Annotated in this window: 22 protein-coding genes; 11 read left to right on the top strand and 11 right to left on the bottom strand. The window is 67.6% G+C overall.

Translation table 11 applies throughout. The annotated features are described in order from the left end of the window. Positions 1 to 2: 2 nt before the first annotated feature. Entirely contained in the window at positions 3 to 386 is a 384-nt protein-coding gene (locus ACSQ1W_RS19395) for a YchJ family protein (protein ID WP_436045550.1), read from the bottom strand. Between the two features lie 118 nt (positions 387 to 504). Then, positions 505 to 1,110: a GTP cyclohydrolase I FolE gene (gene folE, locus ACSQ1W_RS19390; protein ID WP_192274124.1), complete on the bottom strand. Its 606-nt coding sequence runs from the start codon at positions 1,108 to 1,110 to the stop codon at positions 505 to 507. Between the two features lie 209 nt (positions 1,111 to 1,319). Between folE and dcp the strand changes: the two genes are divergently transcribed. From dcp to ACSQ1W_RS19375, 3 genes are all read left to right on the top strand, one after another. After that, a complete protein-coding gene (gene dcp, locus ACSQ1W_RS19385) occupies positions 1,320 to 3,467 on the top strand; it encodes a peptidyl-dipeptidase Dcp (RefSeq protein WP_436045548.1) in 2,148 nt (715 codons plus the stop codon). A gap of 160 nt (positions 3,468 to 3,627) precedes the next feature. Beyond that, a complete protein-coding gene (locus ACSQ1W_RS19380; protein WP_436045546.1) occupies positions 3,628 to 4,011 on the top strand; it encodes a hypothetical protein in 384 nt (127 codons plus the stop codon). Between the two features lie 57 nt (positions 4,012 to 4,068). After that, the gene (locus tag ACSQ1W_RS19375) at positions 4,069 to 5,268 is read left to right on the top strand and encodes a glycosyltransferase (RefSeq protein WP_436045544.1); all 1,200 of its coding nucleotides are present in this window, start codon (positions 4,069 to 4,071) and stop codon (positions 5,266 to 5,268) included. 15 nt (positions 5,269 to 5,283) lie between these two features. Here ACSQ1W_RS19375 and ACSQ1W_RS19370 read toward each other — a convergent pair whose 3' ends face one another. After that, positions 5,284 to 5,832 (bottom strand): DUF1905 domain-containing protein, encoded by a 549-nt coding sequence (locus ACSQ1W_RS19370; protein ID WP_436045542.1) that lies wholly within the window; start codon positions 5,830 to 5,832, stop codon positions 5,284 to 5,286. A 139-nt stretch (positions 5,833 to 5,971) separates the two neighbouring features. On the opposite strand from ACSQ1W_RS19370, the gene ACSQ1W_RS19365 reads away from it, so the two are divergent. Both ACSQ1W_RS19365 and ACSQ1W_RS19360 read left to right on the top strand, forming a co-directional pair. After that, the gene (locus ACSQ1W_RS19365; RefSeq protein WP_436045540.1) at positions 5,972 to 6,400 is read left to right on the top strand and encodes a hypothetical protein; all 429 of its coding nucleotides are present in this window, start codon (positions 5,972 to 5,974) and stop codon (positions 6,398 to 6,400) included. A 67-nt stretch (positions 6,401 to 6,467) separates the two neighbouring features. After that, entirely contained in the window at positions 6,468 to 7,514 is a 1,047-nt protein-coding gene (locus ACSQ1W_RS19360) for a lipid A deacylase LpxR family protein (protein WP_436046251.1), read from the top strand. Positions 7,515 to 7,546: 32 nt separating this feature from the next. Here ACSQ1W_RS19360 and ACSQ1W_RS19355 read toward each other — a convergent pair whose 3' ends face one another. Next, positions 7,547 to 7,960: a DUF4279 domain-containing protein gene (locus tag ACSQ1W_RS19355; protein ID WP_436045538.1), complete on the bottom strand. Its 414-nt coding sequence runs from the start codon at positions 7,958 to 7,960 to the stop codon at positions 7,547 to 7,549. Positions 7,961 to 8,107: 147 nt separating this feature from the next. On the opposite strand from ACSQ1W_RS19355, the gene ACSQ1W_RS19350 reads away from it, so the two are divergent. Both ACSQ1W_RS19350 and ACSQ1W_RS19345 read left to right on the top strand, forming a co-directional pair. Next, the gene (locus ACSQ1W_RS19350; protein WP_436045536.1) at positions 8,108 to 8,578 is read left to right on the top strand and encodes a LuxR family transcriptional regulator; all 471 of its coding nucleotides are present in this window, start codon (positions 8,108 to 8,110) and stop codon (positions 8,576 to 8,578) included. 59 nt (positions 8,579 to 8,637) lie between these two features. Continuing rightward, positions 8,638 to 9,630 carry a S41 family peptidase gene (locus ACSQ1W_RS19345; RefSeq protein ID WP_436045535.1) on the top strand — a complete coding sequence of 331 codons (993 nt, stop codon included), beginning with the start codon at positions 8,638 to 8,640 and terminating at the stop codon, positions 9,628 to 9,630. 34 nt (positions 9,631 to 9,664) lie between these two features. Here ACSQ1W_RS19345 and ACSQ1W_RS19340 read toward each other — a convergent pair whose 3' ends face one another. Next, positions 9,665 to 10,165 carry a YgjP-like metallopeptidase domain-containing protein gene (locus ACSQ1W_RS19340; RefSeq protein WP_436045533.1) on the bottom strand — a complete coding sequence of 167 codons (501 nt, stop codon included), beginning with the start codon at positions 10,163 to 10,165 and terminating at the stop codon, positions 9,665 to 9,667. A gap of 68 nt (positions 10,166 to 10,233) precedes the next feature. Between ACSQ1W_RS19340 and ACSQ1W_RS19335 the strand changes: the two genes are divergently transcribed. From ACSQ1W_RS19335 to ACSQ1W_RS19325, 3 genes are read left to right on the top strand one after another with little or no spacing between them, the layout of a single operon-like run. Continuing rightward, positions 10,234 to 10,782, top strand: a complete 549-nt coding sequence (locus ACSQ1W_RS19335; RefSeq protein ID WP_436045531.1) for a DUF2058 domain-containing protein — start codon at positions 10,234 to 10,236, stop codon at positions 10,780 to 10,782. Between the two features lie 58 nt (positions 10,783 to 10,840). Next, positions 10,841 to 11,539, top strand: a complete 699-nt coding sequence (locus tag ACSQ1W_RS19330) for a class I SAM-dependent methyltransferase (RefSeq protein WP_436045529.1) — start codon at positions 10,841 to 10,843, stop codon at positions 11,537 to 11,539. Positions 11,540 to 11,585: 46 nt separating this feature from the next. Next, entirely contained in the window at positions 11,586 to 12,689 is a 1,104-nt protein-coding gene (locus ACSQ1W_RS19325; RefSeq protein ID WP_436045527.1) for a hypothetical protein, read from the top strand. 67 nt (positions 12,690 to 12,756) lie between these two features. Here the strand turns inward: ACSQ1W_RS19325 and ACSQ1W_RS19320 are convergent, their stop codons facing one another. From ACSQ1W_RS19320 to ACSQ1W_RS19300, 5 genes are all read right to left on the bottom strand, one after another. Beyond that, a complete protein-coding gene (locus ACSQ1W_RS19320; protein WP_436045525.1) occupies positions 12,757 to 13,185 on the bottom strand; it encodes an energy transducer TonB in 429 nt (142 codons plus the stop codon). Between the two features lie 52 nt (positions 13,186 to 13,237). After that, a complete protein-coding gene (locus ACSQ1W_RS19315; RefSeq protein ID WP_436045523.1) occupies positions 13,238 to 13,591 on the bottom strand; it encodes a hypothetical protein in 354 nt (117 codons plus the stop codon). A 5-nt stretch (positions 13,592 to 13,596) separates the two neighbouring features. Continuing rightward, the gene (locus tag ACSQ1W_RS19310; RefSeq protein WP_436045521.1) at positions 13,597 to 13,923 is read right to left on the bottom strand and encodes a hypothetical protein; all 327 of its coding nucleotides are present in this window, start codon (positions 13,921 to 13,923) and stop codon (positions 13,597 to 13,599) included. Positions 13,924 to 14,385: 462 nt separating this feature from the next. Next, entirely contained in the window at positions 14,386 to 14,736 is a 351-nt protein-coding gene (locus ACSQ1W_RS19305) for a PDZ domain-containing protein (protein WP_436045519.1), read from the bottom strand. Positions 14,737 to 14,773: 37 nt separating this feature from the next. Next, positions 14,774 to 15,535, bottom strand: coding sequence for a hypothetical protein (locus tag ACSQ1W_RS19300; protein WP_436045517.1), 762 nt, complete (start codon positions 15,533 to 15,535; stop codon positions 14,774 to 14,776). 26 nt (positions 15,536 to 15,561) lie between these two features. Between ACSQ1W_RS19300 and ACSQ1W_RS19295 the strand changes: the two genes are divergently transcribed. Beyond that, the gene (locus tag ACSQ1W_RS19295) at positions 15,562 to 16,101 is read left to right on the top strand and encodes a GNAT family N-acetyltransferase (RefSeq protein ID WP_436045515.1); all 540 of its coding nucleotides are present in this window, start codon (positions 15,562 to 15,564) and stop codon (positions 16,099 to 16,101) included. 42 nt (positions 16,102 to 16,143) lie between these two features. Here ACSQ1W_RS19295 and ACSQ1W_RS19290 read toward each other — a convergent pair whose 3' ends face one another. Then, a complete protein-coding gene (locus ACSQ1W_RS19290) occupies positions 16,144 to 16,569 on the bottom strand; it encodes a hypothetical protein (protein ID WP_436045513.1) in 426 nt (141 codons plus the stop codon). Positions 16,570 to 16,579: the final 10 nt, after the last annotated feature.

Here is a 16,579-nt window from a genome sequence, read left to right as displayed (position 1 = left end):
GCTCAGCGATGCTCGCCGTCGAGGTAGTACCAGCGATCTTCGATGCGGACGAAGCGGCTCGACTCCTGCATCCGCACCGCGCTGCCACCGCCGATGCGGTAGCGCGCGACGAACTCGACTTCGGCCGTCTCTGATCCGGTCGCACGGTGCGATTTCACTGACAGCCCCAGCCACGTGGTCTTCGCCGCACCCGGCGCATCCAGCCCCAGTTCGGCCGGGCGCGTATCGGGATGCCAGCTGGCACGCAGGTAGTCGGCATCGCCGAGCACGAAGGCGCTGTAGCGCGAGCGCATCAGTGACTCGGCATCGGGCGCAGGCTCGCCTGCGTGGTAGCGGCCGCAGCAGGCGGCGTAATCGCGGCCGGTGCCGCAGGGGCAGAGGGTCATGGCAGGGCTGGCTGTTTGTGGGAGCGACGTAAGTCGCGAAGGGGCCTCCGCGGCGATTCATCGCGACTTACGTCGCTCCCACGCCCACCCCTCCACCTGGATCGGACATCGGCGCCCGTCAACGGCGGTTGTGACCCGTCTCGATGAACCGCAGGAACTCCGCGCGCGTGCGTGCGTCCTCGCGGAACGTGCCCAGCATCTTGCTGGTGACCATGCTGACGCCGCGCTTGTGCACGCCGCGCGTGGTCATGCATTCGTGCGCGCCGTCGACCACGACGGCGACGCCGCGCGGCTGCAGCACGTCCTGGATGCACTGCGCGATCTGCGCGGTCATCTTCTCCTGCACCTGGAAGCGGCGCGCATACACGTCCACCACGCGCGCCAGCTTGCTGATGCCGACCACCTTGCCGTCCGGCAGATAGCCCACGTGCGCGCGGCCGATGATCGGGGCCATATGGTGCTCGCAGTGGCTTTCGAACTCGATGTCGCGCAGCACGATCATCTCGTCGTACCCGGCGACTTCCTCGAAGGTGCGCGCCAGGTACTCGCGCGGATCCATCTGGTAGCCGCTGAACCAGTCCCGGTACGCCTTGGCGACGCGCTTGGGCGTATCCAGCAGGCCTTCGCGCGTGGGGTCCTCGCCCGCCCACTCCAGCAGCACGCGCACGGCGTCTTCGGCCTGCGCCTGGCTCACCTTGCCGGGTTTGTCGTCGGACTGACTCATCGGATGGATTCCTGCGGGGGGCGTGGAGGATACCGCATCCGTCCTTCCGGCCCTGTCCACCGGTGGCGCCACGGCGTGCGCTTTGCCCATCGCGGCGGATCGACCGGGGCACTCCCCGACCGGCGTCGACTGGCGCACGCTATGCGCCGGTCCACCACCGTGACGGGCGATCCCGTCGTACTTCCCGCTGTCCGTTCCGGAGCCTCTCCATGCTGCGTACGCTGTTGCTCTCCTCCGCCATCGCCGTCGCCCTGTCCGCCTGCGGCGACCGCCCTGCTGCCGAATCCGCCATGCCCGCCACTGCCGCCACGTCCGCCGAAAGCGCGAATCCCCTGCTCACCGCCAGCGCGCTGCCGTTCCAGGCGCCGCCGTTCGACAAGATCAAGGACGCCGACTACCAGCCGGCGATCGAGGAAGGCATGCGCCAGCACCTCGCCGAGGTCCGCAAGATCGCCGACAGCGCCGAGCCGGCGACCTTCGCCAACACCTTCGAGGCGCTGGAGCGCAGCGGCACGCTGCTGACCCGCGCGACCACCGTGTTCTTCGCGATGACCGGCGCCAACACCAATCCCGCGCTGCAGGCCGCCGAAGAAGCGCTGGCGCCGAAGCTGGCCGAACACAGCGACAGCATCCACCTGGATCCGAAGCTCTTCGCCCGCGTGAAGTCGGTCTACGACCAGCGCGACACGCTCGGCCTGACGCCTGAGCAGAAGACCGTGGTCGAGCACACCTACGACGGCTTCGTCCGCGCCGGCGCGCAGCTGTCCGACGCCGACAAGGCCGAACTGCGCACACTCAACAGCGAAGAGTCCTCGTTGACCACCGCGTTCGGCACCAAGCTGCTGGCCGCCGGCAATGCCGGTGGCGTGTTCGTGACCGACAAGGCGAAGCTCGACGGCATGGACGAAGGCGCCATCGCTGCTGCGGCCGATGCCGCCAAGGCCGCCGGCAAGGACGGCCAGTGGCTGCTGAGCCTGCAGAACACCACCCAGCAACCGTCGCTCGGGTCGCTGAAGGACCGTGCGCTGCGCGAGCAGCTGATGGCCGCCTCGCTGGGCCGCGCCGAGAAGGGCGACGCCAACGACACCCGCGCCACCATCCAGCGCCTTGCCGAACTGCGTGCGCGCAAGGCGCAGCTGCTCGGCTTCCCGAACTACGCCGCCTACAGCATCGCCGACCAGATGGCCGGCACGCCCGAGGTCGCGCTGAAGCTGCTGACCGACACCGTGCCCGCCGCCACCGCGCGTGCGCGTGCCGAGCTGGCCAAGATCCAGGGCGTGGTCGACGCGCAGAAGGGCGGCTTCACCGCCGGCGCGGCCGACTGGGACTTCTACGCCGAGCAGGTCCGCAAGGCCGAGTTCGACCTGGACGAGTCGCAGATCAAGCCCTACTTCGAGCTGGACCGCGTGCTGAAGGACGGCGTGTTCTTCGCCGCGCACGCGCTGTACGGCATCACCGCGAAGGAGCGCAAGGACATCCCGGTCTACCACCCGGACGTGCGCGTGTTCGACATCATGGACGCCGACGGCAAGCAGCTGGCGCTGTTCTACCTGGATCCGTTCAAGCGCGAGAGCAAGCAGGGCGGCGCGTGGATGGGCAACTTCGTCGAGCAGAACGGCCTGACCGGCGACATCCCGGTGGTCTACAACGTGGAGAACTTCACCAAGCCCGCCGCCGGCCAGCCCGCGCTGCTGAGCTTCGACGACGTGACCACGCTGTTTCACGAGTTCGGCCATGCGCTGCACGGCTTCTTCTCGAAGACGCAGTACCCGAGCGTGGCCGGCACCAACGTGCCGCGCGACTTCGTCGAGTTCCCGTCGCAGTTCAACGAGCACTGGGCGCTGGACCCGAAGGTGTTCGCCAACTACGCCAAGCACCACCAGACCGGCGAGGCGATGCCGCAGGCGCTGGTCGACAAGATCGTCAAGGCACGCACGTTCAACCAGGGCTACGCGACCACGGAATACCTGTCGGCCGCGCTGCTGGATCTGGCGTGGCACCTGCAGCCGGCCGGCGCCGGCAAGCAGGACGTCGACGCGTTCGAGAAGCAGGCGCTGGCCAAGTACAAGGTGGACATCGCCGCGGTGCCGCCGCGCTACCGCACCAGCTACTTCAGCCACATCTGGGGCGGTGGTTATGCGGCCGGTTACTACGCCTACTTCGGCGCGGAAGTGCTCGACCACGACGCCTTCCAGTGGTTCCGCGAGGACGGCGGCCTGACCCGCCAGAACGGCCAGACGTTCCGCGACAAGGTGCTGTCGATCGGCCACTCGCGCGATCTCGCCGCCGCCTACCGTGAGTTCCGCGGCAAGGATCCCAGCGTCGAACCGCTGCTGGAGCACCGCGGCCTGAAGTAAGCTACGGCGTGTTCACGACCCCACGAAGGCCCGCGCAAGCGGGCCTTCTTCTTTCCGTCGTGCATGCGCGTGAATGAAGTCCGGCGGTTTGTCCTACATGGATGTACGCACTAGAGTCGGGCGGCATCGGACGACAGGGTCAGCCAGAGGATCACGCGCGATGACGCACCGCTTTCCCCTGCCACTCGGCATGCTGGTCCTCATGCTGGCGTCCGTTGCCGCCTGTGCGGGCGCGGCGCTGGAACCGCACTATTCCAGCAACGCCGTGCAGCCGGTCGTCGCGCAGGCGGGCGATGACGGCAACGTACGAATCCGTTTCATCTCGCCGCCGGAGAGCCTCTACTACGCCGCCGGCGTGTCCTACCGGACGGCAGGCGACGACCTCCAGGTCGTGATCGACCGCTGCCCCATCCGCGGCGACTGCGCGACGATGTTGAAGGGCAAACGCCTCGATGATGGAGGTGCGACGGAAGTCAGCCTGCCGTTCCGCAGCAAGCGTCTGGTCGTGATCCACACCGACGGCGCGCAGCCCCTCCTTCCCTGAGTTCCGGTTCGCCTGCCGCTTCACTGCGGAGAGGTCCCGCATGCGTATCCTCCGCGCATGAAGCTGCTGATCATCACTTACGGCACCGAAGGCGATACCCGCCCGCTGGCCGCGCTGGGCCATGCGCTGATGCAGGCCGGGCACGAGGTCGAGCTGCTCGGCGACGCCAGCACGCTCGGCATCGCGCAGGCGCTCGGCGTGCCGGCCCGGGCGCTGGCCGGCGATATCCGCGCGACCATCGCCGCCGACGGTGCGATGCGCGACATCACGCGCAACCTCGCCAAGCTCACCATCGCACACAGCGGCGACTGGTTGTACCAGGCGATCGAAGCCGGTCGCGGCTGCGACGCGGTGATCGTCTCGGGCCTGGCCGCCTTCGTCGGCCTGTCGGCCGCCGAAGCACTGCGCGTGCCGGCGATCGGCGCGATGCTGATTCCGATCTCGCCGACATCCGTGTTCGCCTCGCCCTTCCTGCCGTTCACCCCGCCCCGCCTGTTCAACCACACCAGCCACACGCTGTTCGGGCAACTGAGCTGGCGGTTGTTCCGCAAAGCAACCAACCGGGCACGCGAGCAGGCAGGCCTGCCGCCACGACGCACACTGTGGACCGACCACCCGATGCTGTACGGCGTGTCGCCCGCACTGGTGCCGCGCCCCACGGACTGGCCGGACAACGCGCATGTCTGCGGGCAGTGGATACCGCCGCTGGCGACGGCGTTCACGCCTTCCGACGAACTGCGCGCCTTCCTCGATGCCGGCGAACCACCGGTCTATGTCGGCTTCGGCAGCATGGCCGGCTTCGACAACGCGAGGCTGGTGGACGCCGTGGTTGGTGCACTGGGTTCGCGGCGCACGCTGTTCAACGCAGGCTGGAGCGGCATCGACACGACACGGCTGCCGGCGAACGTCCATGCCATCGGCCACGTGCCGCACGACTGGCTGCTGCCACGCTGCGCGCTGGCGATCCATCACGGCGGCTCGGGCACCACGCATTCCACGTGTCGCGCCGGCATTCCCTCGGTCATCGTGCCGTTCGCGGGCGACCAGTTCTTCTGGAACGCGCGCCTGCGCGATGCCGGGGTGATGGCCCACACGCTGAAGGGTGCTTCGATCACGGCCGGCAAACTCCGAGAAGCGGTCGTCTTTGCAGGCAGCGACGGCGCGCGCCGCCGGGCCGCTGACCTAGGTAGCCGGATGCGCAGTGAAGACGGTTGCGCTGCAGCCATCGCATATGTGGAACGTTACGCCCGCCGGTGACGAGGGCGCGGCGGCTCAGTCCGCCGCGACCGGCGCGCCCATGTTGCCCTTGCTGTACATGCCGGAGCGGTCGAAGCAGCAAGCGCGGCGCTTGCCGGACGCGAGCATGTCGCAGCCGCTGGTGATGCGCTTCACCCGCGTCTCGGCCTTCTTGCCGGAGGTCATCCAGTGGATCCAGTCGCGCCGCGCCACCGGCGTGAGGCTGGCCCAGACGGCTTTCGCTTCCGGTGCGGCGGCCAGCGCCTTGCGGATGTCGGCGGGCACGGTGGGCTCGGGCTCGTCCTTTACCGGCGCGATCACCAGGTCGACCTTGTCGCCGGCGGCGACACCCGCTGCCTCGCGCAATGCCTTCTCGACCTTCAGCCAATGACTGCCTTCGCCATCCGGCTCCAGCGTGGCCTGGAACGGCTGGCCCGCGAACGTGCCCTCCACCGTCGTCATGCTGCGCGCGGGCAGCTTCGCGCTGGCGGCCTGCGGCAGTACCAGGAAGGTCCACGTGGCGCCCTTGGGTTCGGCCGGGCGGTGCAGCGGGGCGGTGAAGCGGATGGCGGCGGAGGTGCTCATGCGCCGATGGTAGCGCTGTCGTGGTCGCCGCGTTGTGCACGGTTCCGGCTCGTGAATACCGTGCATCGGCGCTCGTCACGCCATGTTTCCGCCCGCCTGCCTAGAACGGACCTTCCCCCGACGAACCGAGGAGCCGGCCATGCCCCAGATCCAACGGTACGACGAACTGCCGCGTCATGCGGTCGACGTGGTTGCGGTCGATCCTGCCCTGCTGAACTTCGGCATCGACGTGTTCCAGGCGGTGATGAACGGCGCGATGCCGGTCGGCGAGTACGACGGCGACGATCTCGCCTGCACCGGCATGAACGTCATCGCGCGCCAGATCGGCGGGCATGGCCTGACGCTGGAAGAGGAAGCCTCGCTGGTGCTGCGCGTGGTCGCGTTCGGCGACCTGGTCAGCCAGGCCGAAGGCGACAGCCGCACCGCCAGCCACATCGGCGTGTCTCCGGACGGCTACCAGATCACGCCAGCCTTCCTGCATGCCGCGGCGAGCGCCGACATCGTGCGTCGCCTCGACGGCGGCTTCGGCTACGACCTCGACAGCGTGGCGGCGCGGCTGGTGCACTGACGCGCATGCGGTCTTCACGCGGGGACGGACACCATGTTCCTCCCCCTACGTCCGCAGGCCAGGTGTCCTGATGAGTTCGCGCGCACGGATCGCAAGCCGCTTCCTCGCTCTCTCCGCTCTCGCTTCCACCGGCGCCTTCGCCGCCGACCAGTGCGACCGTCGCACCGACCTGCCGCCGACGGTCAACTTCCGCGTCGACAACGACCTGTTCGGCAACCAGGACCAGGGCTACAGCAACGGTGTGCAGCTCACGCTGGTCTCGCCCAACCTGACCGACTACACCGATGATCCCTGCCTGCCGCGACTGGCGCGCTGGGTGAACGGCTATCTCAACGCGCTGACGCCGGAAGGCTTCGAGCAGCAGAACATGGTGGCGACCTTCGCGCACGCCATCTTCACCCCCACCGATTTCACCCGCAGCGACCTGATCGTCGACGACCGGCCGTATGCGGCGGCGCTGCTGGTCGGGCTGGGCTATAACGCGCGCAACGGCGACCACCTGCGCACCACGCAACTGCAGTTCGGCATCGTCGGGCCGTCCGCACGCGGCGAACAGATCCAGAACGAAGTGCACAAGATGCTCGGCGACGAGCCCTTCCAGGGTTGGGACAACCAGCTGCGCGACGAGCCGGTGTTCCGCATCGTCCACGAACGCATGCGCCGCTTCTCGCCGGAAGAGAAAGGCACTTGGGGCTGGGATGCGATCACCCACTACGGCGGCAGCCTCGGCAACCTGGCGACCTACGCGAACGCCGGCGCCGAGCTGCGCTTCGGCCGCCACCTGCCGGACGACTTCGGCAGCACGCCGCTGCGCCCGGCCGGCGAGAACACCGCGCCCACGCGCAGCCGTTCGCCCGGCGGGCCGGTCGGCTTCCATCTGTTCCTGACCACCGATGCGCGCTGGGTGCTGCGCGACATCACCCTGGACGGCAACACGTGGAAGGACAGCCACAGCGTGGACAAGAAGTCTTTCGTCGGCGAAGTCGGCGCGGGCCTGGCAATCACCAAGGGCCGCTGGAAGTTCGCGCTGGCGCGCTACTACCGCAGCCGCGAGTTCGAAGGCCAGCAGGAAGCGCCGGTGTTCGGCAGCTTCACGATCAGCCGGGCGTTGTAGGGCGGAACGTCCGTCATGCGGGCGATCCCGGATCAGGCATAGATGTCGAAGTAGAGATGCGCGCCCAATGCGGCGCAGCGCGCCATCAGGTCGGGATCGAGGGCGACATACGTGTTCGGCGCGCTGACGAAGTACCCGACGAACAGCTGCAACCCTCCTCCCGTGGCGCCCAGCTCGCGGAAGAATGCAGCATGAGGCTCCAGGCGCGACACGATCTCCTGCAGGAATGAGGTGAGGTTGTCGTCTCCCTCGCCGAAGCTGTGCAGCCAGTAGGACTGTTCGCGCACCCCCGGGACGACGGCGCCATGCCGGTCGCGCCGTGGCTCACCCACCGCCCACGCCACCTTGGGCTCCATCGCCAATGCGGCGGTCACGAAAGCAGGATGCATCGAGGGATGCTCGATCTTCAGCGAGACTTCGTACCCATACGGCCTGTCGTCGTCCATGGCGCTCGCTCCTGCATCATCTGGCGATGCGCATCATCCGGCAGGCGAGTGCTGGACACCAGTACTGCCACCATCGCGACGTCCCTCGGCTGGACAGGTCTGCATCGACGGTGGCATGGTCGCGCGGTCCGCCTGACGGGAGCCACCATGAAGACCCTGTCTACCCTGCTGCTGACGGCTCTGTTGCTGCACGCCGTCCCCGCATTCGCTGCGTCGCCACTGGTCGGACGCTGGGCGCTCGATATCGCATCGTTGCCGATGCCGCCGGACGCGCGTCCGAAGAGCGTCACGCTGACGTTCGCGCAACCCGACGCTGGTACGTGGCAGACCGACATAGAGATCATCGCGCCCGACGGCGGCAAGATGGATTCGGCCGCCACGTTGGCGCTGGATGGCACGCCGGGCAAGGTCAGCGGCAGCTACTGGGCCGACGTGGGCACCGCGAAGATGCCGGCACCGAACGTGGTCGTGGTGCAGCTGGCCTACCAGGGCACGCCCTCGTCCACCCGCATCTATTCGGTGAGCGCCGACGGCGCCACGCTGACCGAGACCAAGGCCTTCTTCAGCAAGGACGGCCAGCCGGTGTTGCAGACCACGACGTTCAAGCGGCTGCCTTGAAGGACAGTTGGCGACGTCGCGTCACCTCCCATCAATCCGCCACGCAAAGGACTGCACTCATGATGTTTCGTCACGCCACCTCCCTGGCGATCGCCATACTGTTGCTGTTCGTCGCGACGCCGCTGCGGGCCGCCGACGCTATCCTCGATGAAGTAATCATCGCTGCGCGCACGAAAGGCATGAACGGCGAAGCGCCGGACTGGCCCAGGGTGGAGCGCGAGGCCTATGCCCTGCTCGCGAATGCGCCAGGCGAGGGCGGACGCACGGCGGCGATCTGGCATGTACTCAGGGCACTCAAGGATGGCCACTCCTTCTATGTGCCGCCCGCTTCTCCGGTCTCCGGCTCGGCTGGCGTGGTGTCCCACGCGATGCCCTCGTCGAAACCTCCGGCATCATCGCGGCGCATCGCGACCGCATACGACACGGCGGACGGCGTCGGCCATCTGACGATCCACGCGTGGGCTGGCAGGACAGGCGAAATCCCGGCGGCGACACGGGAGGTGCGCGACGGACTCAACCAGGCCCTGGCAGACGCGCGTTGTGGCCTGGTAGTCGACGTTGCGCACAACGCTGGCGGCAACATGTGGCCCATGATGGGTGGCATCGCACCGCTGTACGACGATGGTGTGGTGGAAACCTTCCAGGGACGCCACGACGAACGGCAGGTCGTCAATGTCGACGACGGCCTGCTGCGGATGGGCGACAGTGTGTTCCCGCGCGTGGACCTGCCGGTAATGGTACGCAAACCACCTCAGGTGGCGATCCTCCTGGGACCGGGCACGATGAGTTCCGGCGAGATCCTTGCTCTCGGTTTCAAGGGCCAACGCAACGTGCGCTTCTTCGGCCAACCCACGCGCGGCCTGACGACGGCGAACCAGACGATCCGGCTGGCGAACGGCGGCATGGTCGGGCTTACCACCGCACGCATCCTCGACCGCAAGGGCATCGTTCATAACGGAGTTGCCGGACGAGGCTACGGACCAGCCGCTGCAGGCCGCCCGCGCATGGCTGGTACGGCAGTGCGCGAAACCCTGACCGCTTGGCGACGGTAGCGAAACCCGCTTCCGTTGCCGGCATCAGCGCGCCCTACTTCCCCGCACCCATCTCCATCTGAGTCAGATACAACCGCAGATCGAATTCCAGCTGGTGGTAGTCCGCTTCCATGTGCGTGCACAGCTGGTAGAAGGCCTTGTTGTGGTCGGACTCCTTCAGGTGCGCGAGTTCGTGCACGGCGATCATCTTCAGGAACTCGGCCGGGGCGTCGCGGAACACGGTGGCGATGCGGATCTCGCGGCTGGCCTTCAGCCGGCTGCCCTGCACGCGCGAGACCGTGGTGTGCGTGCCCAGCGCGTGCTTCATCACCTGCAGCGTGCTGTCGTACACCACCTTGCCCAGCGGCACCGAGCGGCGCAGGTATTGCTCCTTCAGCGCCTGCACGTAGTCGTACAGCTGGCCGTCGCTGCGCACCGTGTGCGGCTGGGCGTACTTCTTCGCCAGCATGGGGCTCAGCCGGTCCTCGGCGATCAGCGCGCGCACGCGGGCCTGCAGATCCTGCGGGTAGCCGGCGAGGTACTTCAGCGGATCCATCGGGGGCGGGCGTCGACGGCGTGGCGGGCGGGTATGATGCCGCGAAATCACCACGAAGCACGTACGCCATGGCAAAGGGAAATCCGCTGCAGGAGCAGCTGCTGAAGGCCGGACTGGTCAAGAAGTCCAAGCTGGCCGAGGTCGCGCGCGAACAGAACAAGGCGCGCCACGGCAAGGGACCCGCCGCCCCCAGCGAGATCCAGCGCGACGCCGAACGCGCGCGTGCCGAGAAGGCCGAGCGCGACCGTGCGCTGGAAGCCGAGCGCAAGGCGCAGGCGCGCACTGCCGAACTGCGTGCGCAGGCGCGCCAGATCATCAGCGACCGCAAGGTGCCGCGCACCGGCGAGGTGGAGTACCGCTTCAGCGCCGACGGCGCCATCCGCACCGTGCTGGTCAACGACGAGCTGAAGAAGAAGCTGGTGGCCGGCGCCCTGGTCATCGTCCATCTCGACGACCGCTACGAACTGCTGCCCCGCGTGGCCGCCGACAAAGTGCGCGAACGCGATGCCAGCCTGATCGTGCTCGACCACGGCCAGCCGGCGGATGCCGTGGCCAGCACCTCCGAGGACGACGACTACTACGCGCAGTTCAAGGTACCCGACGACCTGATGTGGTGACGCCGGGCCGGGCTTGACGAGCCGTGTAGGGTGGAATGAAACCCCTGCGGAGACCGCCATGCAGCAGCACGAACTCGATGCCCTCTTCGACCAGCAGGCCGCCGGCTACGACGCGCGCTGGGTGCGGATGGCGCCGATCCGCGACAGCCTGCTGTTCCTGATGGAGACCGTGTTCGCGGGATTGCCGGAAGATGCGCACGTGCTGTGCGTCGGCGCGGGCACGGGCGCCGAGATCGCGCACTTCGCGCGGCGCTTCCCGCGCTGGACCTTCGTCGCGCTGGACCCGTCGACGAAGATGATCGACGCCTGCCGCGAGCGCGCCGAGCGTGAAGGCTTCGCCGACCGCTGCGTTTTCCACGCCGACCTCGTCGACACGCTGCCGGACCTGGCGACGTTCGACGGCGCCACCTGCCTGCTGGTCTCGCAGTTCCTGCTCGATCCCGCTGTGCGCACCGCGTTCTTCGCCGCGATCGCACGTCGCCTACAGGCCGGCGGCACGCTGGCATGGGCCGATCTCGCCTGGGATACGGAGGCCGCCGACTATCCCGCGATGCTGAAGCTGTGGATGGAGACGATGTCCGGCGCCGGCCTCGACGACGAGGCGCTCACGCAGATCCGCGCCAACTACGCGCGCGATGTCGCCATCCTGCCGCCCGACCGCGTCGCCGCGCTGGCGGAAGCCGGCGGCTTCCTGCGGCCGCTGCGCTTCCACCAGGCCGGGATGATCCACGGATGGTGCGCCCGCACCCCGCGGTAGGCTTGCCCACTGACCGCCCTCGCGGCATCGCTCACACGGAGATTCCATGCGCCTGACCTGCCTGTCGTTCGCGTTGTACCTCGCCGTGTCGTCCGCGTTCGCGCAGGACGCCTCCACCGCGGTATCGCCGCCGGTGGAAGACACCGGCACGCTGGCCGAGGCGCCGTACCGCATCGACATCCCGGCCGACTGGAACGGCGAACTGGTGGTGCTGGCGCACGGCTTCGAACCGGTCGGCGTGCCGCGCGAGACGCCCTGGCCGGCCGATCCGGCGACCCCGATGTTCACTTCAGGCGGTTACGCGGTGGCGCAGAGCGGCTATGCCACGCAGGGCTGGGCGGTGCGCGATGGCGTTGCCGACAGCGAGCGCCTGCGCGCGCACTTCGTGCAGCGGCACGGGCAACCGAAACGTACCTGGTTCGTCGGCATGTCGATGGGCGGTGGCATCGCCATCGCCACGATCGAACAGCAGGCCGCGCACTACGACGGCGCGCTGTCGCTGTGCGGGGCCAACCTGCCGGGCGACGTGCTGGCGAACGAGCTGTTCACCTCGCTGGTCGCGTTCGATGCGTTGTTTTCCTCGGGCGACGGCGCCGCGGCGCATCGCCTGTCGGATCCCGCCTCGCCCACGCTCGGACAGGGCGAGGTGATGGACATCGTCTCCGCGGCGCTGCCGCGCGATACCGAGGCGACAACATCACTCGCTGCCAAGCTGGAAGTCCCTGCCGACGCCTTGCCCGGCATCATCGGCCTGCATTACCTGGTGTTCCGCGACATGGTGACGCGCGCCGGCGGCATGCCGGTGGACAACGGTGCGGTGCGCTATACCGGCTTCGGCGACGACGCCGCGTTCAACGCCGCCGTGCCGCGCTACGCGGGCGATGCGAAGGCGATGGACTACGCGACCTCGGCGCCTGCGCTTACCGGCCGCCTGCAGAAGCCGCTGGTGCTGCTGGACAACGCCGACGACCCGACCATCGCCCCGCGCTTCCGCCCGGTCTACGCAAGGCGCGCGCAGGGTGCGGCCATACCTCCGCTGACCTTGCCGGCGGCTCCCGGTGGACACTGCAACTTCTCGGGCGAGCAGGTCCAGGATGCGTTCCGCGTGCTGACCGGGTGGGTGGAGACGGGGGCACGACCGGACAGGTGATCGCGAAGTCAGCGCACCGCGCCCCGCACGTCAGCCCTGACGATCAGGACGACCAGACGTGACGCCGTCACCGCCACTCGAAGGGAATCTTCTGCCTGCTGGGGCCGACCCGGACCGGCTTGCCGCCCAGCGTGGCGGGCTGGTATTTCCACAAGCGGATCGCACGGAGGGCCGCTTCACCGAACTCCGGTGCGGTCGCCGTCTCCAGTGTCGCGTTGGTGACGGCGCCCTGCTCGTCGATCTCGAACAACACCGACGCTTCGCCCGACTGTCCCGCGCGCAGTGCCGCTGGCGGGTACAGGGGTGCAGCGGCACTCAACAGCCTCGGCGGACGATCGCACTTGCCGTCGCCGCAGTAGTACTGCGTGCCTTGCCTGGACATTTCACGGTTATAGGCGTCGGTGGACACGGACTGCCCGGCCGGCGTAACCAGCGTGCTGCAGCCGGCCAGAATCAGCACCGATGCGACGAGTACGAGTCTGGTGGGACGAACCATGGAACCTCCTTGTGAACGGCAGCAGGGAGAATTTTCCAGCAGGTGGGCTTCCCTAGCCCGCACTGCGGTAGATGAATACATCGGTGATGACGAGCTCATAGCGGGGGTCCGCGTCTGCGCTCGGGATGAAGTCCGATGCCGGATCCAGCAGGAAGATGCCTTTCTGCTCGACGACGAATTCGTAGGTGTAGAGATAGATGCCCCGCTCGTCACGGTAGACACGTTCTGGCTTCAACCGGACGACGGCCTCGGGCCATGCCGCGGGTGCGATGTCGCCGATGGGATGCCTGAGCAGCTCTTCGCGCGCGGCGACCAGCGCCTTGGCTTCCAGGCGCGACAGCGATGGCGTGCAGCCGCACGCCACGGTCAGCAGAAGCAGGAGGACCAGCCGCGATAGTCGCCGCACGCCGCTCATACCTGCTGTTCGGCGGCTCTTTTTTCGCGCAGCTGCTGCACATGCCGCTGATGCGCCTTCTCCGTCCTGAAGTTGAAGAAGTAGTAGGCAGCGACGGCGCCCACGATGAGGGCCGGTCCGACATTGCGTCCGAAAGCGTAGCCCAGCTCATAGGGCGGCAGCCCGGAGCCCCACGCCAAGGATACGTTCCAGGCGACGAAGAGGGCTGCCAGCGCCAGGTAGATGCCCGCGCCATTGACGGTCAACCGCCCGCGCATCGCGTTGATCGCCTTGGCGATCCCCATGCAGACGAGAAAAACGATGATGAATCCGACAAGTTCCATGCACTCCCCCTCGTGATGTCCTGTGTCCCGATCACCGGAGATGGAGCCGGTGTGCGGCACGCCCATCGCATGCCCCCGAGTGCGTCGTCCCCACGACGCCGTCCGATCTTAGGTTCGGGCGCGACGGCCCACAAGCCGCACCGCCTCCCATCCCGCGGCGGCACCCGGCCGCAGCGGAATCCCGGCAGCCACGGCAGCGGACGACCTTCATGCGCGCTGGCTTCATCAGCCCAGCCGGCGGACCCGCACGGCCGAACGGCCTGTCCTGGAGAATCCTCCGCCAGAGGGATGCCGCCGGCGCGTCATCGACCTTTTGTCCGACGCCGGAAGTATTTCGGGGAACGTCGACGCTTAGTGCGAAGAAAGGGTGTTTTCAGGCCAACGCTGTCAGTTTTCGTCCGTCGTTGGACCTTTACGTGGGAAGAGCGCGTCCACAGGTCCCGTCCGCGCCATACCGCGGCGCTACTCCGCCACCAGCACCAACGCGACCGGCTTGCCCGCGCGCAGCACGACCAGCGCCACCTTGTCGCCGGGCTTCACCTTGCCCATGTCGCCGAAGAACTTGCGCGCGGAACTGCCGACCAGCGGTTTGCCGTTGAGTTGCTGCACCACGTCGCCGACCTGCAGGCCCGCCCGCGAGGCCGGCGACGCGGGTGCGACCACGGTCACCTCGACGTGCCTGATGTCGGCATCCAGCACCTTGCGGTCGAACTTCGCGTCGACGGTGAAGCCGAGCTTGCTCTGCGCAGCGTGGGCCGGGAGGGACATCAGTCCGAACAGCAGGATGGCAACAATGCGAAAACGGAGCGGCATAAGCGGTCTCGTATGTCCGTCGGCAGGATCGGAAAACTCAGCGCAGGGAAGGCGTGGCGGGTGCCGAGTTGCCGGCCGACGGCACCTCGCTCTGAAGGGCGGGGCGTGGTGGGTTACGGTTGGCTTGAATCACAATGCGGACACCCGAATAAAGAGGCTCGTCTTCGGGTTCCGCATGACAGAACGCCGGTACGGGATCGCGGAAACGGCAGACCTCATGCTTGGCGGCACCCGAATCGATATCGCTCTCTTTGAGGAACGACACGCGAGACACATTGCGTACGTCGAACCCGACCGAGATGCTTTGAAGCTTCCAGATGCAGGCGCTGTAGCCGCGCCTGACCACCGTGGGCGCGTAGTGGTCACCGTATGCCGTCGACACGAACGATCCGTCACCCACCCGCTCGACGGCAATCCCGTGCTGCAGCGTTATCTCCGGCTTCGTCCCACCAATGGCCTTGCTGTAATCCACAGGAAGGCATCGGTCGTCCTCCACCAGATAGTGCGCGATGGCCGAGACCTTTCCTTCTGGCGGCAGCCCGGTCGTGAGGATGGTGACGTGTACCGCATCGCTTGGCGCATCGTTGACGACGGGAGGTCGACGCTCACATGCCAGCAGCAGCAGACAAAGCAGTACCACCAGGACTCTTCGCATGTTCAAGCACCATCCTTGAGCCTTCACCCGACAAGGAGACGTTCTGGACGACGCGCCGTCAAGCGCTTGGTGGACCCGTGCCCGTTCGCGGGCTTCACCTCCCGCAACGCCAGCCCCGACGATGATCCTGTCGAGCGGCGACATGGACGCCACGACCCTGGAGTAGACGCATGACGGATCGAAAGGCGCGGGTGACGGTACGGCGGGCGACGCGTCGGGATGCAGACCTGCTGTCGATGATCGGTACGGCAGCCTACGCGGCCACGTATGCGGACATCTGGGAGGATGCCGCCGGGCTGGTCGACAAGCTGGCGACGTTCCGTGCCGACGCGTTCGCGGACTGCCTGCAGTCGGCCAATGCGCATACCTGGATCGCGGCCCTCGACGGCGCACCGGTGGGCTTCCTGACGCTGGTGACGGGCGTGCCCAGTCCGGCATCGAAGCGCGACGGCGGTGCTGAGATCACGCGCTTCTACCTGCTGGGGCCGGCGAGCGGCCAAGGCATCGGCGGTGCGTTGTTCGAGGCCGCGCTGGCCGAAGCCACGGCCGCGGGCGCGCGCTATCTGTGGCTCGACCTGATGGCGCACGCGGACTGGGCGGTGAAGGCGTACACCCGCCTCGGGTTCCGCGTCACCGGCAGGACCGAGATGACCGCAGCGGTGCGCATGGAGAGGCGCGCGAAGCTGGTGATGGAGCGGGAGGTGGGGTGAGCCGCTCGCTAGGTGCGCGTTACGTACGGCGCAGGCGCTGGTTCACCCCAGGTCGAGCCAGGTGACGTCCAGCGCCTTGAACGGACCGACTGAATTCTCTGGCTGGGTCTCACGCGGCTCGAACGTGGCTTGCAGTCGATGAACTGGCGCTACGCGCGAGTCGAGGAAGTCTTTGATCCGGTCCTCGATCTCGTCGTAGCGCGCATTCTGTCCGCGATGACCGGGATGCGTCTCTGCCGGAACTTCCCCTGCCCGGAAGCACCGTTCCCACGCGCAAAAGAGCATCCATTGTTCGGCGGCCAACGCCATCATCGGCTCATCCAAGGGCCAGAGTTCAAAGACGTCGGTGTGCTCGCCCTCCTCTTCGTCGAAACCACATTCGAAGTAATGCGACTGTCCTTGATACAGCGCGATGCCGGACCGGACGCCGTCGTAGAAGTCCCACACCATCAGCACCGGTTCCCTCACCTACGCTCTC

The sequence above is a fragment of the Pseudoxanthomonas sp. LjRoot143 genome, assembly GCF_964252945.1.
GTDB lineage: Bacteria > Pseudomonadota > Gammaproteobacteria > Xanthomonadales > Xanthomonadaceae > Pseudoxanthomonas_A.
This window is presented reverse-complemented; position numbering and strand designations above follow the sequence as displayed.

What these genes read in the sequence shown, in the direction of transcription:
- ACSQ1W_RS19300 (WP_436045517.1), bottom strand. Translation starts at nt 15,535, where the DNA reads ATGTCGCCGCTCGACAGGATCATCGTCGGGGCTGGCGTTGCGGGAGGT.
- ACSQ1W_RS19350 (WP_436045536.1), top strand. Translation starts at nt 8,108, where the DNA reads ATGAAGACCCTGTCTACCCTGCTGCTGACGGCTCTGTTGCTGCACGCC.
- ACSQ1W_RS19355 (WP_436045538.1), bottom strand. Translation starts at nt 7,960, where the DNA reads ATGGACGACGACAGGCCGTATGGGTACGAAGTCTCGCTGAAGATCGAG.
- ACSQ1W_RS19310 (WP_436045521.1), bottom strand. Translation starts at nt 13,923, where the DNA reads ATGGAACTTGTCGGATTCATCATCGTTTTTCTCGTCTGCATGGGGATC.
- ACSQ1W_RS19295 (WP_436045515.1), top strand. Translation starts at nt 15,562, where the DNA reads ATGACGGATCGAAAGGCGCGGGTGACGGTACGGCGGGCGACGCGTCGG.
- dcp (WP_436045548.1), top strand. Translation starts at nt 1,320, where the DNA reads ATGCTGCGTACGCTGTTGCTCTCCTCCGCCATCGCCGTCGCCCTGTCC.
- ACSQ1W_RS19325 (WP_436045527.1), top strand. Translation starts at nt 11,586, where the DNA reads ATGCGCCTGACCTGCCTGTCGTTCGCGTTGTACCTCGCCGTGTCGTCC.
- ACSQ1W_RS19340 (WP_436045533.1), bottom strand. Translation starts at nt 10,165, where the DNA reads ATGGATCCGCTGAAGTACCTCGCCGGCTACCCGCAGGATCTGCAGGCC.
- ACSQ1W_RS19370 (WP_436045542.1), bottom strand. Translation starts at nt 5,832, where the DNA reads ATGAGCACCTCCGCCGCCATCCGCTTCACCGCCCCGCTGCACCGCCCG.
- ACSQ1W_RS19395 (WP_436045550.1), bottom strand. Translation starts at nt 386, where the DNA reads ATGACCCTCTGCCCCTGCGGCACCGGCCGCGATTACGCCGCCTGCTGC.
- ACSQ1W_RS19375 (WP_436045544.1), top strand. Translation starts at nt 4,069, where the DNA reads ATGAAGCTGCTGATCATCACTTACGGCACCGAAGGCGATACCCGCCCG.
- ACSQ1W_RS19335 (WP_436045531.1), top strand. Translation starts at nt 10,234, where the DNA reads ATGGCAAAGGGAAATCCGCTGCAGGAGCAGCTGCTGAAGGCCGGACTG.
- ACSQ1W_RS19320 (WP_436045525.1), bottom strand. Translation starts at nt 13,185, where the DNA reads ATGGTTCGTCCCACCAGACTCGTACTCGTCGCATCGGTGCTGATTCTG.
- ACSQ1W_RS19305 (WP_436045519.1), bottom strand. Translation starts at nt 14,736, where the DNA reads ATGCCGCTCCGTTTTCGCATTGTTGCCATCCTGCTGTTCGGACTGATG.
- ACSQ1W_RS19365 (WP_436045540.1), top strand. Translation starts at nt 5,972, where the DNA reads ATGCCCCAGATCCAACGGTACGACGAACTGCCGCGTCATGCGGTCGAC.
- ACSQ1W_RS19380 (WP_436045546.1), top strand. Translation starts at nt 3,628, where the DNA reads ATGACGCACCGCTTTCCCCTGCCACTCGGCATGCTGGTCCTCATGCTG.
- ACSQ1W_RS19345 (WP_436045535.1), top strand. Translation starts at nt 8,638, where the DNA reads ATGATGTTTCGTCACGCCACCTCCCTGGCGATCGCCATACTGTTGCTG.
- ACSQ1W_RS19330 (WP_436045529.1), top strand. Translation starts at nt 10,841, where the DNA reads ATGCAGCAGCACGAACTCGATGCCCTCTTCGACCAGCAGGCCGCCGGC.
- folE (WP_192274124.1), bottom strand. Translation starts at nt 1,110, where the DNA reads ATGAGTCAGTCCGACGACAAACCCGGCAAGGTGAGCCAGGCGCAGGCC.